The organism is Maribacter sp. Asnod2-G09 (assembly GCF_045063795.1).
Classification (GTDB): domain Bacteria; phylum Bacteroidota; class Bacteroidia; order Flavobacteriales; family Flavobacteriaceae; genus Maribacter.
Map to the genome: position 1 here is coordinate 1,161,410 of NZ_JBEFOA010000005.1, position 15,311 is coordinate 1,176,720.

Consider the following 15,311-nt stretch of genomic DNA (forward strand, 5'->3'; position numbering starts at 1 on the left):
TTAAGCAAATTATAGTATCTTGTTAAGGAACAAAATAATTAATAATGAATACTGTTTTTTGGCTTGCATACATAGCGGTAACTTTATGGAGTATAGTCAATATTATATTTAATGGATCTAAGGCAACTAAGATGGTTAGTTGGTCTTTATCTGTAATAATTTTCCCCTTTTTGGGTCCGCTTTTATATTACCTATTTGGTATTAACAGAAGAAAATTTAAGCTGTTTAAACTAAAGCAGACCGAAAAACGAAGACTGTATTCAGAAACCCATAAAGAGCTTGAGGGTGGTGAACAAAGTGTGCATAGGTTCGACGACTATAAACCAGAAAAATTAGCCTCACTTATTCGAAAAAATAGCTATTTCGCACCCTATGAAGGTAATGAGGTAACCTTGTTAAATAGTGGAGAAGAAGCGTTTGGGTCTATATTTAAAGCCATAGAAGAGGCTAAAGATTTCATACACCTTCAATACTACATTTTAGCAGAAGGCATGTTGTTAGACAGGTTTCACGAACTGTTTCAAAAGAAGATAAAAGAAGGTATAGAAATTAGAATGTTATACGATTCTTTTGGTAGCAATTCTATGCGTGGAAAGCGAGTAAAACGGTTTATAGATATAGGGGTAAAAGCATATCCGACGATGCCAATTCGTTTTGGAAATCTATTGTTCACCCTTAATTATAGAAATCACAGAAAAATAATAATCATTGATGGCAAAGTTGGTTTCACCGGCGGATTCAATGTGTCTGATAAATACATGAAACCAGTATCTGAGCTTGGTGTGTGGCAAGATTTACATTTAAAAATAGAAGGCCCTGCAGTAAATAGTTTACAACGAGTTTTTGTAAAAGATTATCATTTTGCAGGTAAAGAAGAATTGTTGTTACAAGACAAGTATTTTCCAAAAGTAGAACCTGTTGGTAATACGGTAACACAGATAATTTCAAGCGGTCCAGATTCTAAATATCCTGCAATTATGCAGCAATACTTGGCAATGATCAATATTGCAACAAAACGTATTTGTATCGCTAATCCGTATTTTATACCTGGAGAACCGGTTTTAGAAGCAATTAGAATAGCGGCACTAAGCGGAGTAGAGGTTACGTTGCTTACCCCTAAAATATCAGATTCTTTATTGGCTCAATATAGTATGTTTTCCACTTTTGAAGCTTTGTTAGAAGTAGGAGCTAATATTTATTTAAGACCAGATTTTTCTCATAGTAAGGTTATCATTATCGATGGAGAAATAGTTTCTGTAGGCTCAGGTAATTTTGATTATAGAAGCTTTGAGCACAACTTTGAAACCAATGCTATTTTGTATGATAAAGAAAAAGCTTCTGAAATAGAAGAGCTATTTTCAAAACATTGTACCGATGAGGCGAAGGTAGATTTAGAAAAATTTAAAAAGAGATCGCCGTTCAGTAAGTTTTTAGAAGGTCTTGCCAAATTCTTTAGTCCCCTACTTTGATAAAATTCTTATACAAACACAAATTGAATTATTTAATCTTAATACTATTAAGTTACACTATGGTTGCATCTGCACAACATACAATACCCAATGAAATAACTGAAGAGGCAAAAATAGCGCTTTCTCACTATCCTGAACTTGCCAATACTAAAATTGAATTCAAGTTTAAAAAGGAAATCAAAAAGTCAACAATGCAGGCACAGCCCTCATTTTGGAGTGTATTTAAGTCTAAGAAAAATAGGTCTTATAATATTTTGATTAGCGAAAGGATAAAGATTGCCGATTCGGTGTACTATACCAAAGACATACCTTCAGAAATTATGATAGGGTGGTTAGGTCATGAACTCGGTCATGTAATGGATTACCAGCAGCGAAGTGGATTTAATTTAATAGGCTTCGGTTTTAAATATGTAACCTCTGAAAATTATATACGAGAGGCAGAGCGCCGTGCAGATTCTTTTGCCGTTACACATGGTATGGAAACTTATATTCTTGCCACCAAAGAGTTTATTTTAAAGAAAGCAGGATTAACACAAGAATACGTAGACCGTATTAAAAACCTGTACCTATCTCCAGAAGAAATTATGTTATTGGTTGAAGAAAGAGATGCGTTAAGTCAAGGTAAATAGGGGCTTAATTGTGCTCATTTACAAAAGCTTCCCATTCGGCAAACTTTTCTTCTTTCATTACTCGCTCCATTTTTACTTGTCCGCCTTTCTTTTTGTTGCTATCGTTCCAATCATAAAACACATCAGGATTAATAGTAAAAACCTTCACTCCTTTTAGAGCTTTAGACCTTGCAACTTTGTAGTTTTTATTGGCAGCTTTTAAAGACTCATCTAGCTTTTTAGCTATTTCTTTTGGGTCTTGGGTAGCGTTAGTTCCTAAATACCAGGTATGGTAGAAACCGTCTTCATACTTTTTTGCACAGAGGGTATATTCAGGTATTTCAATATCAAAGGTTTCCATGATGTCTTGTAGAGCATCATCCAATTTATTGACCGATAATTGCGAACCCACCGTATTTAAGAAGAATTTGGTACGCCCTGTAATTTTAATTTCTGCACGTTCCACATCGGTAAACTCAATGGTGTCTCCAATTAAATAACGCCATGCACCACTAACTGTGCTGATTATAAGAACATAGTTCTGACCGGTTTCAACCTCTGATAAAGTTAGCGAAGGAGCATCTTGAGAAAGAGAACCATCTTCTAAAATATAATCAGGATTAAAGGGAACAAACTCAAAATAGATTCCGTTATCCGTTACTAATTTCATAGCATCGGTTTCTGGTCTTGCTTGAAATGCAATAAATCCTTCAGATGCTAAATAGGTGTCAATTACCGTTACCGGTTTCCCCATTAAGGCATTAAAACTCTTCTCGTACGGTCCAAATGCAACTCCGCCAGAAGTGTATACCTGCAGGTTTGGCCAAATCTCGTGAATGTTGTTGAGGTTGTGCTTTTTAATGACTTCTTTCAACATTAACTCGATCCAAGAAGGGATTCCGCTCAGTGCGCCAATATCCCAATCTGCAGCTTTTTCAGCAATTTTAGCAACACGTTCATCCCAGTCATCAATTTTGGCAATTTCTTTACCTGGTTTGTAATACCCACTAAACCATGAAGGGATGTTGCTCGCGCTTATACCACTGATTTCACCTTCTAAATGGTCGTCGTTTTCAACTAAATCAGTAGAACTACCTAACATTAAAATTCCCGTTTCAAAGAAATCTGCCGGAAGATCGAAATTCGAAATCGCCAAAACTTGCTTGATACCTGCCTGTCTAATAGCATCTATCATTTCATCGGTCACCGGAATACGTTTACTTGTTTTTCCTGTAGTACCTGAGCTTAATGCAAAATAATCGGGACTGCCAGGCCATGTAACATCAGTCTGGTCTTCGTGCAATTTATGCCACCATTTCTCATTGATTTGATTATAATCAAAATAAGGCACGGCATCACGAAATGCTTGCTGCGGTTCCTCACTTTCTAGAATATTATTGAAGTCATAGGCTTTACCAAAAGAAGTATCTTTCGCGGTCTCCAACAGATTTTGAAGAACAGCTTTTTGATCTTCAATAGGGTTGTCATCACCAGTAATTTTGTCGGTAATATCGATAACTCCTTTTATAAAATTTCCTATGATATTCATGTGTAACGGTATTTTAGGTTAGTACTGCTAAATTACTGGTTACGTGGGGTAAAGATTAACCCTAATCTTAAATATGTGGACTTTATTGGGTTGAGGTGTTAAGGAAGTTTAGAAAGTAAGCTCTTTTCATTTGGTTTAGCCTTAAGTCATTTTTTAATTATACAATTCCTAAAATCTAAAAAATTGGTCAGCATTGCAAACAGGTATTAAGCCTTGATTTTTTATTTCCGTTCTATTGTTACCCAAGAATTATCGAATCCGATTGCTTCAAGTATTTTGGTCTTGTCAAGTTTTTCAGGTTGCTTTATTTTCAGTATCAGAGTTTTTTCAGGTACAATTTCAGTTATTGTGAATTGAGAACCGTGAGGTTGCCAAGTGAAACGCTTATTTGCGCTTTTGTGTTCAGCGCCTTTGTCGTAACCTTCCAAGTTTCCATTCTTGTTCCAAATAAATTCATACAAGTCGGAATCATACCTTATAGTATCAAATTCGAAAACTGCTACTTGTGATAAGTCATTTGATTTGACAAGTACAACTGTTCGAAGATGTTTAAACTTTTCTCGAATTGCAGATACTCTTTCGTTCCAAATCTCTAAAACTTGCTCTCCGATAACATTTGGGTCTACATTCGTATCGATTGTTCCTCCATATGAATATACAGGTGAATTTCGTCCTGAGATGAGACGAATTTGTTTTAATTTTTTAAAGTCTTTTATGTTAGACTTAACAGTTTTCGCACCCCAAGCAGTATTACCCATTACAACATCATCCAAACCAACATTAGATGGTTTCCAATCAGCTCCGACACATTTAGCAAATATTTGCTCCCATTCATCTCCTTGTAAATCTGGTCTACCTTTACTTGCAAGTAAATAGACAATTTCTTGACCTAAAACATATGGAAAATTAGAATTAAACTGATTTAATGGATAAGCGGAAACCGACTTTGTTACAGTTCTTAATTTTGGTGATTGTTTTGCCATTAACTTGGATTGTATTGTAAGTCATATTCTCTTAGAACTGTGGCTTGGTCTAAACTTGTAGCAACATATGGTAATAGTTTTTCTACAACTGCTTTTATCATATTCACGGGAACAGCGTTTCCAGCTTGTTTTTTTGCTTGAGCATCACTAACGATGATTTTGTACCAATCAGGAAACCCTTGTAGTCTAAACATCTCTCTTGGTGTTAGTCTTCTTTCTCCATTTACTAAAAGATAATTATGAGAAGCACCTGAGCGAAGTGCACAAGAATAAGGGTAAGAACAAATGTTACCTGATTTGTTTTCGTGCCAAATAGATGGATAATAAGAAGATTTGTGCTTGTTTTTTCTCTTTTCTCTTATATATTCAGATGCAAAATATTTATCGTCTACTTTTTTTTCTAAAATTTTTTTTAAAGATTTATATGGTTTTTCTGGTGTTGGAAAAGTAAACATTATTGGTTCACGATGACCAACTATTACAACTCTTTCTCGTTTTTGCGGTAATCCATAATCCAACGCATTCAAAACACTATACTGAACGTGATAACCTATGTCTTTTAATGCTTGAACGATTACCTTCAAAGTTTTTCCACCATCGTGTCCTACAAGTTGTTTCACATTTTCTAGAATAAATGCTTTGGGCTTTTTTTCTTTAATTATACGCGCAATATCAAAAAACAAAGTTCCTCTTGTATCATCCATTCCTTTCATTTGCCCAATGATACTGAATGGTTGACAAGGAAATCCTCCAAAAAGAATATCGTGGTCTGGAATGTCTTTTTCGTCGATTAAAGTTATGTCGCCTGCAGGTCTTTCTCCAAAGTTAGCTTCATAACTGTCTTGGGCATATTTATCTATATCAGAAGAAAATACGCATTCAGATTTAACATCATTTTCCTCACAAGCTTCTTCAAAAGCTACTCTAAAACCTCCAATTCCGCAAAAGAGGTCTATGAATTTAAGTTTTTCGTTGTACATTTTATAAAGATAATTATCTATTTAAAACATTCTATTAATCACTAGATTATAATTAATAAATTTTTGTTAATGAAATTATTGCTAATTAATACTTAAATAAACAAACCCACCATTAACTAAGCATAATAAGTACTGCACCCACAGCAGTCAAAACCAAAATCATCTTTCTAAAGAATGCTTCTTTGATGTGTTTTATAAACCGAATACCCACAAAGAAACCTATAAGTATACCTGGTAAAAGCATTAAGTTTAAGGTCAGCGATTCAATGGAGATGGTTTTCCAAACAAAAAAATGAAAGGGTAGTTTAATGATATTTATGATTAAAAATAACCAAGCAGCAGTACCTATAAATTGATTTTTAGGTAAGCGCATGGCTAAAAAGTAAATATTGGAAAATGCGCCTGCTAAGTTTCCGACCATGGTGGTAATACCGGCTATGATACCAATAGATCCAGCAAATGTCCAATGCGAAGGTACGGTCTTGTCTTTTTTACGATCCCAATAAAACATCATACCTACGGTAATGATAATTATGGTCGCCATTCCTATTTTAAAAAACTTTTCGGGCAGTTCGTTTCCTATGAATACACCTATTAATAAGCCAACGAGCATCCACGGCAGTACCTTAAAAACATATTTCCATTGGGTATATTTATTATAGTAGATAACGGAAAAAATATCTGCAAGAACTAAAAGAGGTACCACCATGCCTGTAGACTGTCTTGCGCCAAATGCTAAAGCCATTATGGTAACGTTTAAAACAGCAATACCTTTAATGCCTGCCTTAGATAATCCTATGATAAAGGTCGCAATTGATGCCAAAATCCAAGCGGTTGGGGTAATTTCTGTAGTTATTGATAGAAGCACGTGGTACGTTTAGCGTATTAGGTATAAGAATGTCCTAAAATAATATATCTTTAACAATCAACCTAAAACCAACTTATGGAACTCAGTACGTTAGACTATACATTTATTATAGTTTTCTTCTCCCTTGTCTTAGGCATAGGGTTTTATGTATCAAAAACATCGGGTAAAAATTCATCAGAGTTTTTTCTATCGGGTCGTACTATGCCATGGTGGCTTTTAGGGCTTTCGATGGTAGCAACTACCTTTTCAACAGATACGCCTAATCTGGTAACAGATATCGTTCGTACCAACGGAGTCTCTGGTAACTGGGTATGGTGGTGTTTCTTGATAACAGGTATGTTGACCGTTTTCGTTTATGCTAAACTATGGCGTAAGTCGAACGTAAATACAGATTTAGAATTTTATGAAATGCGCTATGGCGGAAAACCGGCTAGCTTTTTAAGAAAGTTTAGAGCTATTTACTTAGGGGTTATTTTCAATGTAATTACCATGTCGGCCGTAACATTGGCAGCGATAAAAATAGGAAGCATTATGCTAGGCTTAGAACCTTGGCAAACGGTTGTAAGTGCCGGATTAATTACAGTAACCTTTAGCGCCCTTGGCGGATTCAAAGGTGTGGTGTATACCGATTTTCTCTTGTTTTTCGTAGCTATGGCAGGTGCCATAGGTGCTGCATATTACTTAGTGAATATTCCTGAAGTTGGCGGAATCGAAGCTTTAATGGCGAATGAGAACGTAGCTTCTAAACTAAACATATTGCCAGATTTCAGTAATAAGAAGGCATTGATTACCTTATTTATAATTCCCCTAGCCGTGCAATGGTGGAGTTCTTGGTACCCAGGTGCAGAGCCAGGTGGTGGTGGTTATATTGCGCAACGTATGTTAGCGGCAAAAGATGAAAATCATGCAATTGGTGCAACATTCTTTTTCAATATTATGCACTATGCATTAAGACCATGGCCATGGATTCTAGTCGCATTGGCTTCTATAGTAGTATATCCAGATTTGGCGAGTATACAAGAAGCTTTCCCAAATGTAACTCCAGATAAATTAGGTCATGATTTAGCATATTCAGCAATGTTGACCAAACTACCTAGCGGATTGTTGGGGGTTGTTTTAGCATCCTTAGTTGCGGCATATATGAGTACAATAAGTACACAGTTAAATTGGGGTTCTTCGTATATCGTTTTTGATTTTTATAAGCAACAGATAAATCCTAATGCATCTGAAAAGAGATTGGTAGCAGTAGGTAGAATTTCTACGGTTGTTTTAATGTTATTTAGTGCTGCATTGGCATTGTTGCTTCAAAATGCACTTCAATTATTTGATATATTATTGGCTTTTGGTGCCGGTACCGGACTTATATTTATACTAAGATGGTTCTGGTGGAGAATTAATGCATGGAGTGAGATTACTGCGATGTTCGCATCGGGTATTATTTCTATCATATTAAAACTGACTCCCGTAGGTGCATATCTTTTTGCCACGGAAACAGGCGTTTTGCCAGACTGGTCAGAATACATATTTATTGTAGTGTTGACTACGGCGATTTGGTTGATAGCGACATTTATGACACAACCAGAATCTAACGATACCTTAAGAAGTTTCTATAAGAAGATTCAACCAGGTGGGCCGGGTTGGTCTAAAGTAGTCGCCGATGCAAAAACCGATGCAGTAGAGATTGTAAAAGATAAAGAAAAGTGGAGTGTACCCGCAGGTATAACGGCAATGTTGTTAGGGGTTATTCTAATTTATTCTATAATGTTCGCTACAGGGTATTGGATCTATGGCAGAACAACACAAGCTATTGTTTTAACCGTAGTATCAGCAATTGCAGGAGTGTTGTTGGTAAAAGCTTGGAACCGCTTAAAAGGTAATATCTTATAGTAATAGGATGATAAAAGACAGAATTTTATCGGTCGATATTTTTAGGGGAGCTACCATATTACTAATGGTCTTGGTAAATACACCAGGTACATGGTCTAATGTGTATGCCCCTTTCCTCCATGCCGATTGGCATGGCTACACACCGACCGATTTAGTTTTTCCTTTCTTCTTATTTATTGTGGGTACATCAATTGCATTCTCCTATAAAAATAGAACCGTAGATGCTAAAGCCTATAAGAAGATTGCGATAAGAGCATTGAAGTTAATTGCATTAGGACTCTTCTTAGGTGCGTTTCTTATTCACTTGCCGTTCTTTAAAAGCTTCAGTGATATTCGTTTTCCTGGGGTGTTGCAACGCATAGGTGTCGTGTTCTTTTTTGCCGCATTGTTATTCATCAACCTGAATTGGAAACAGTTGATTTGGGTAACAGTGATATTATTAATAGGATATTGGTTGTTGATGACTTTTGTTCCTGTAGACGGAGTGACATCAACATTAGAAAGGGCACCAAATAATTTAGCCAATTGGATAGATGTAAAAGTATTCGGTTCTCACAATTACAAAGCAGATTATGACCCAGAAGGATTGTTAAGTACCATACCTTCAATCGCAAGCTCCTTATTAGGAATATTTACAGGTCTTATTTTAACCAGCAAGCAAGAAAAGAAAGCCACCATTTTAATGGGGTTGGGCGGTAGTCTTCTTATTATAGGACATATTTGGGATATTATTTTTCCAATCAATAAAGCCCTTTGGACAAGCAGTTTTGTGTTGGTAACCGCAGGTTGGGCAAACTTGATTTTAGCGCTTATTTATTACTTGACCGACGTCAAGAAAATAGAATTCGGCTCCGTCTTCAGATATGCAGGGGCAAATGCTATTGTTATTTATTTCTTGTCAAGTTTTATTAGTAAGGTAATGGGTCAAATACAAGTTGGCGATACCTCGTTACACGGGTGGTTATTTCAAACCGTATATGTACATGATTTCCTGGAGCTAGAAACATCGTCCCTTTTATATGGGTTAAGTGTAGTGCTATTCTATAGCCTAGTGGGCTATATTCTATATCAAAAAAAGATATTTATTAAGGTATAACTGGTTATTTCGCCATCAACTTTGCAACATACTTCCCAATAACATCAAACTCCAGGTTTACAATAGTACCCGGTTTGTACGTATTAAAACGAGTATGCTCGTAAGTATAAGGTATAATCGCTACTTCAAAAGTATTCTTACCAGAATTCACTACCGTTAAACTTGTGCCATCAATAGTAATAGAACCTTTTTCAATGGTCGGGTTTCCGGTTTTTGCATCGTAGGTGAAAGAGAAAATCCAACTGCCATTATCTTCCTTTACACTAGTACATTCCCCGGTTTGATCAACATGACCTTGAACAATATGTCCGTCTAACCTAGACCCTAAAATCATAGCGCGTTCTAAGTTTACAGTATCGTTCGTTTTTAAGGTATCAAGGTTGGTTTTGCTTAATGTTTCAGCAATTGCGGTTACGGTATAGGTAGTATCCGTTAGGCTAACAACCGTTAAGCAAACACCGTTATGTGCAACACTTTGATCTATTTTCAGTTCAGGTGTTAAACTCGATTCTATAGTAATATCTAAGTTACCGCCTTTAGCTTCAAGAGAAGTAACCTTACCTAATGTTTCAATAATTCCCGTAAACATGTGTCGTTTAATTTAAGTAATTTTGTGCTTCAATATTTATATCCCAATGTATAAATGGGATAACCACTTTATCTTCCTTTCGGGAGATTGAAACCATTTTTATGGCTTTAGGTGGGGTTACAAAGGTACAGATTATCATGGAGGAAAATAGGAAAATTAGGTTAGGCATCTCTATAGGAGACTTAAACGGAATAGGTTGTGAGGTAGCGTTAAAAACATTCGAAGACAGCAGAATGTTAGACTTTTGTACTCCCGTTATATTTGCCTCTAATAAGACGGTTTCTTTTCAAATGAAACAATTAAAGCTCAATATTGTTTTTAACGGAATACCAGAAGCTTCGAAAGCCATAGACAATAAGATTAACATTGTAAATGTTTGGAAAGAAGTACCTAGAATTAATTTTGGGCAGGCGACTAAAGATGGTGGTGAATATGCCATTAAATCATTGCGAGCTGCAGTAGACGCATTAAAAAAGAGAGATATAGATGTGTTGGTAACGGCACCGATCAATAAAAACAATATTCAGTCAGAAGAATTTAAATTTCCAGGGCATACAGACTTTTTAGCACAGGAGCTTGAAGGTGAAAGTTTAATGTTTATGGTGACAGATACCTTAAAGGTAGGTTTGCTTACAGATCATGTAGCTGTAAAAGATGTTTCTGCTGCAATAATTCCGAGACTAATACGAGATAAGATCAATACCATAGAAAAGTCGTTGATGATGGATTTTGGTATTCGTAAGCCAAAAATCGCTTTGTTAGGTATAAATCCGCATAGCGGAGATAATGGCGTAATTGGTAAAGAAGATGATGAGGTAATGAAGCCGGTTATTAAAGAAATGTCTAATATGGGTCATTTAGTATATGGACCATACTCAGCAGATAGTTTTTTTGGATCTGATGGCTATAAAAAGTTCGATGCAATTTTAGCGGCATATCATGACCAAGGATTAATTCCGTTTAAAACAATAGCATTTGGTCAAGGTGTAAATTTCACGGCAGGTTTAAGTAAAGTGAGAACATCACCGGATCACGGTACTGCCTATGAAATAGCAGGAAAAGGGGTGGCTGACGAGAGTTCGTTTAAAGAAGCGGTCTTTATGGCGCTGAAGATATTTAAGAATAGAACCGAGTACGAAGAGCTCACAAAAGATGTATTAAAAAAGCAGCGTTTAAAGCGGGAACGTTAATTTTTGATCAGATAAAAAAGTTATAAAGATAAATAGTTGATAACTATTGTCTTTTATCAAAATTATAGTATCTTTGCACCCGCCTTTTATGGGCGATTAGTGTTAATTTAAGTGTGTACGAGATGAAGCAAAAGGAGTTCAATATTCCTTTCTCAGGATTGAAGCAAGGGAAACACAACTTTAATTACCAGATTGAAAATACGTTCTTTGATTCTTTTGGATACGATGAGTTCAACGCTACCAACATCAATTTAGATGTAGTACTTAATAAGACAAGTACAATGATGGAGGTTGATTTGGAAGCATCAGGAACAGTGAATGTTGATTGTGATATAACTAGCGAACCGTATGATCAAGCTATAAGCGGAGATTTGCATTTGGTAGTTAAGTTTGGTGAAGAGTATAATGACGAGAATGATGAAATATTAATTCTTCCGCATAACGAACACCAATTGAACATTGCGCAGTATGTGTATGAAATGCTAGTATTGGCAGTTCCACAAAAAAGAATTCATCCTGGTATTGAAGATGGCACTTTAGAATCTGAAGTGTTAGACAGGTTAAACGAGCTTCAACCAAAAGAGAAAAGATCAGAAAAAGAAGAAAACGATCCCCGTTGGGACGAATTAAAGAAACTATTAACGGATAAATAAGGTTTAAATGGCACATCCTAAGAGAAAAATTTCCAAAACAAGGAGAGACAAAAGAAGAACACATTATAAGGCAGTAGCTCCTACTTTGGCTACAGATTCTACAACTGGCGAGACTCACCTATTTCACAGAGCTCACTGGCACGAAGGAAAATTACATTATAGAGGTCAAGTTTTGGTTGACAAAACCGAAGAAGCAGAAGCTTAGGACCTTTTTACATTATACTAAACTCCCACTTCATTTGAAGGAGGGAGTTTTTTTTAGCCCAATTTGTTTTTTAGCACCTTGTTATTCAGATAATTTAAGGAGTTAAACTGATGTGACTATTAATTGCAATTTTTCAAAAACCCGATAACTTTACCCAAAAAGTCGTTGAAAATCACTAATTTTCATGACTTTTGACAGGTTTTTTAAGTTTTTTACAAGAAAGCAAATAAAGTATGACCAAAATTACAGCAGCTATTACCGCGGTAGGAGGCTATGTTCCCCAGTTTGTAATGACCAACAAAATGCTTGAGGATTTGGTTGATACCAATGACGAATGGATCACTACCAGAACGGGAATTAAAGAAAGAAGGGTACTAAAGAAGGAAGAAGGAGAAGGTACGTCGTATTTAGCCATTAAAGCGGCACAAGACTTAATGGAGAAGAAGGGGCTAGATGCTTCAGAAATAGACCTTGTTATAGTTGCTACGGCAACACCCGATAGTATGGTAGCTTCTACAGCTGCTTTTGTTGCTTCAGAAATTGGAGCCGTTAATGCCTTTGCATACGATTTGTTGGCTGCATGTTCAAGTTTTCTTTTTGGCATGTCAACAGTTGCCGGTCATATCGAAACCGGTAGATATAAAAAAGTATTACTTATAGGTGCAGATAAAATGTCATCTATCATTGATTATACCGACCGTACTACATGTATCATTTTTGGTGATGGTGCAGGTGCCGTTCTTTTTGAGCCTAATACAGAAGGTCTTGGTTTGCAAGATGAGTATTTGAGAGCAGACGGTAGCGGAAGACAATTTTTGGGCATGGAAGGTGGCGGATCATTAATGCCGGCTACTATAGAAAGTGTGACCAATAAAAAACATTACATTTTTCAAGAAGGTAAAACGGTGTTCAAATTTGCGGTATCTAATATGGCAGATGTAGCAGCGAAGATCATGGATCGAAATGACCTTACCGAAGAAGATGTAGACTGGCTAGTGCCGCATCAAGCGAATAAACGTATAATTGATGCCACAGCTAAAAGAATGGGTGTAGGCGAATCTAAAGTGTTGATGAATATTCAGCGCTACGGTAACACCACTTCAGCGACCTTACCACTATTATTATTCGATTACGAAAAACAGCTTAAAAAAGGAGATAACCTGGTATTTGCAGCCTTCGGCGGCGGCTTTACATGGGGTTCTATCTACTTGAAATGGGCGTATTAACTAACAACAACTACCAATTATAACTTAGAAAATATGGATATTAAAGAAATTCAAAGCCTTATCAAGTTTGTGGCCAAGTCAGGCGCTAGCGAGGTAAAACTGGAGACGGACGATATTAAGATCACGATCCGTACCGGAAGCTTATCAGCTAATTCTGAGCCAACTTACGTACACACTATGCCTATGGCACAGCCAGCAGTGGCTGCCCCAGCAGCAGCTGCGGTAGAAGCACCAGCGGCAGCGGCAGCGGCACCTGCAGCAGAAGCTGAGGACGATAAGTATATTACTATAAAGTCTCCGATTATTGGTACTTTTTACAGAAAGCCTTCTCCAGACAAACCAGTTTTTGTTGAGGTAGGACAAACTATTGGTACAGGAGATGTACTTTGTGTTATTGAAGCAATGAAATTGTTCAACGACATAGAATCTGAAGTTTCTGGTAAAATCGTTAAGATATTAGTAGATGATTCTTCACCAGTAGAGTTTGATCAACCATTATTTTTGGTAGATCCGTCTTAACCAAATTTTGAGTAGTTATTGTTAGATGCCGTTGCTAAATGGTGTTTAAGAATGTTATGTAACCAAGAACTTAAAATTTAAAAGATGTTTAAAAAAATACTGATTGCCAATAGGGGAGAAATCGCATTGCGTGTTATTCGTACCTGTAAAGAAATGGGTATTAAAACGGTAGCTGTATATAGTAAGGCAGATGAAGAAAGTTTACATGTGCGTTTTGCAGATGAAGCTGTATGTATTGGTCCTGCTGCTAGTAGCGAATCCTATTTAAAGATCCCTAATATAATTGCAGCTGCAGAGATTACAAATGCAGATGCTATTCACCCAGGTTATGGTTTTCTTTCAGAAAACTCAAAGTTCTCACGTATATGTGCAGAGCATGATATAAAATTTATTGGTGCCTCTGGTGATCAAATAGACAAAATGGGAGATAAGGCTACGGCCAAAGAAACCATGAAAGAAGCTGGTGTACCATGTGTACCTGGTTCAGAAGGTCTTTTGAAAGATGTTGCAGATGCCAAGAAGATAGCCAAGAAAATGGGCTATCCTGTAATGATCAAAGCTACTGCCGGTGGTGGTGGTAAGGGTATGCGTGCTGTAATGGCCGAAGACAAAATGGAAGAGCTTTTCGATAGCGCCGTAAACGAAGCAACTGCTGCTTTTGGTAACGGTGGTATGTACATGGAAAAGCTGATTGAAGAACCACGCCATATTGAAATTCAAATTGTAGGTGACCAATTCGGTAAAGCATGTCATTTATCAGAAAGAGATTGTTCTATTCAACGTCGTCACCAAAAGTTGACAGAGGAGACTCCGTCACCTTTCATGACAGATAAGTTAAGAGAGCAAATGGGTGAAGCTGCGGTTAAGGCTGCAGAGTACATAAAATACGAAGGTGCCGGTACCATAGAATTTTTGGTAGATAAGCACCGTAAGTTCTATTTTATGGAGATGAATACCCGTATTCAGGTTGAGCACCCAATTACAGAGCAGGTTATTGATTACGATTTAATTCGTGAGCAAATACTTGTAGCTGCAGGTGTGCCGATTTCAGGTAAAAATTACCTTCCAAAATTACATTCTATCGAGTGTAGAATTAATGCGGAAGACCCATATAATAACTTTAGACCATCGCCAGGTAAGATTACAACTTTACATACACCAGGTGGTCATGGGGTAAGAATGGATACGCACGTATATAGTGGGTATAGTATTCCTCCAAATTACGATTCAATGATCGCTAAATTGATTACTACTGCCCAAACTAGGGAAGAGGCAATCAACAAAATGAAGCGAGCTTTAGATGAATTTGTAATTGAAGGAATTAAGACCACCATTCCGTTTCACAGGCAGTTAATGGATCATCCAGATTATTTAGCTGGTAACTACACAACAGCCTTCATGAACGATTGGAAAATGAATCCACTTAAAGAAGATTAATCAAGAAAACTCCAACAGCAATGTTGGAGTTTTTTTATGTCCTTTTTTTAGA

General features: G+C 36.7%; 15 protein-coding genes. 10 read left to right on the forward strand and 5 right to left on the reverse strand.

Annotated elements, in window-relative coordinates:
* The first annotated feature begins 44 nt into the window (after positions 1-44).
* Together cls and ACJJVT_RS16985 are read left to right on the forward strand one after the other, a co-directional pair.
* Positions 45-1,469 carry a cardiolipin synthase gene (gene cls, locus ACJJVT_RS16980; RefSeq protein ID WP_405400287.1) on the forward strand — a complete coding sequence of 475 codons (1,425 nt, stop codon included), beginning with the start codon at positions 45-47 and terminating at the stop codon, positions 1,467-1,469.
* Between the two features lie 59 nt (positions 1,470-1,528).
* A complete protein-coding gene (locus ACJJVT_RS16985; RefSeq protein WP_405401054.1) occupies positions 1,529-2,098 on the forward strand; it encodes a hypothetical protein in 570 nt (189 codons plus the stop codon).
* 4 nt (positions 2,099-2,102) lie between these two features.
* Here ACJJVT_RS16985 and ACJJVT_RS16990 read toward each other — a convergent pair whose 3' ends face one another.
* The 4 genes from ACJJVT_RS16990 to ACJJVT_RS17005 form a co-directional block, all read right to left on the reverse strand.
* Positions 2,103-3,626, reverse strand: a complete 1,524-nt coding sequence (locus tag ACJJVT_RS16990) for a GH3 auxin-responsive promoter family protein (RefSeq protein WP_405400289.1) — start codon at positions 3,624-3,626, stop codon at positions 2,103-2,105.
* Positions 3,627-3,847: 221 nt separating this feature from the next.
* Positions 3,848-4,609, reverse strand: coding sequence for a hypothetical protein (locus tag ACJJVT_RS16995; RefSeq protein WP_405400290.1), 762 nt, complete (start codon positions 4,607-4,609; stop codon positions 3,848-3,850).
* On the reverse strand, positions 4,609-5,589 hold the full coding sequence (locus ACJJVT_RS17000) for a DNA cytosine methyltransferase (RefSeq protein ID WP_405400291.1): 981 nt from the start codon (positions 5,587-5,589) through the stop codon (positions 4,609-4,611). The genes ACJJVT_RS16995 and ACJJVT_RS17000 overlap by 1 nt, the downstream gene beginning before the upstream one ends.
* Positions 5,590-5,701: 112 nt before the next feature.
* Positions 5,702-6,457, reverse strand: coding sequence for a sulfite exporter TauE/SafE family protein (locus ACJJVT_RS17005; protein WP_405400292.1), 756 nt, complete (start codon positions 6,455-6,457; stop codon positions 5,702-5,704).
* Between the two features lie 75 nt (positions 6,458-6,532).
* Between ACJJVT_RS17005 and ACJJVT_RS17010 the strand changes: the two genes are divergently transcribed.
* Both ACJJVT_RS17010 and ACJJVT_RS17015 read left to right on the forward strand, forming a co-directional pair.
* On the forward strand, positions 6,533-8,344 hold the full coding sequence (locus ACJJVT_RS17010) for a sodium:solute symporter family protein (RefSeq protein WP_405400293.1): 1,812 nt from the start codon (positions 6,533-6,535) through the stop codon (positions 8,342-8,344).
* 7 nt (positions 8,345-8,351) lie between these two features.
* Positions 8,352-9,440, forward strand: coding sequence for an acyltransferase family protein (locus ACJJVT_RS17015; protein ID WP_405400294.1), 1,089 nt, complete (start codon positions 8,352-8,354; stop codon positions 9,438-9,440).
* A 4-nt stretch (positions 9,441-9,444) separates the two neighbouring features.
* Here ACJJVT_RS17015 and ACJJVT_RS17020 read toward each other — a convergent pair whose 3' ends face one another.
* Positions 9,445-10,029 (reverse strand): riboflavin synthase, encoded by a 585-nt coding sequence (locus ACJJVT_RS17020; protein WP_133685699.1) that lies wholly within the window; start codon positions 10,027-10,029, stop codon positions 9,445-9,447.
* A 137-nt stretch (positions 10,030-10,166) separates the two neighbouring features.
* On the opposite strand from ACJJVT_RS17020, the gene pdxA reads away from it, so the two are divergent.
* The 6 genes from pdxA (at position 10,167) to accC (ending at position 15,259) form a co-directional block, all read left to right on the forward strand.
* Positions 10,167-11,219, forward strand: a complete 1,053-nt coding sequence (gene pdxA / locus ACJJVT_RS17025) for a 4-hydroxythreonine-4-phosphate dehydrogenase PdxA (protein ID WP_405401055.1) — start codon at positions 10,167-10,169, stop codon at positions 11,217-11,219.
* Positions 11,220-11,341: 122 nt separating this feature from the next.
* On the forward strand, positions 11,342-11,872 hold the full coding sequence (locus ACJJVT_RS17030; protein WP_405400296.1) for a YceD family protein: 531 nt from the start codon (positions 11,342-11,344) through the stop codon (positions 11,870-11,872).
* A gap of 7 nt (positions 11,873-11,879) precedes the next feature.
* Positions 11,880-12,077, forward strand: coding sequence for a 50S ribosomal protein L32 (gene rpmF, locus ACJJVT_RS17035; RefSeq protein WP_027065618.1), 198 nt, complete (start codon positions 11,880-11,882; stop codon positions 12,075-12,077).
* Positions 12,078-12,310: 233 nt separating this feature from the next.
* A complete protein-coding gene (locus ACJJVT_RS17040; protein ID WP_405400298.1) occupies positions 12,311-13,303 on the forward strand; it encodes a beta-ketoacyl-ACP synthase III in 993 nt (330 codons plus the stop codon).
* 33 nt (positions 13,304-13,336) lie between these two features.
* Complete coding sequence (accB, locus tag ACJJVT_RS17045; protein WP_405400299.1) at positions 13,337-13,822, forward strand: acetyl-CoA carboxylase biotin carboxyl carrier protein; 486 nt, start codon at positions 13,337-13,339, stop codon at positions 13,820-13,822.
* An 84-nt stretch (positions 13,823-13,906) separates the two neighbouring features.
* On the forward strand, positions 13,907-15,259 hold the full coding sequence (gene accC / locus ACJJVT_RS17050; RefSeq protein WP_405400301.1) for an acetyl-CoA carboxylase biotin carboxylase subunit: 1,353 nt from the start codon (positions 13,907-13,909) through the stop codon (positions 15,257-15,259).
* The last annotated feature ends 52 nt before the right edge of the window (positions 15,260-15,311 follow it).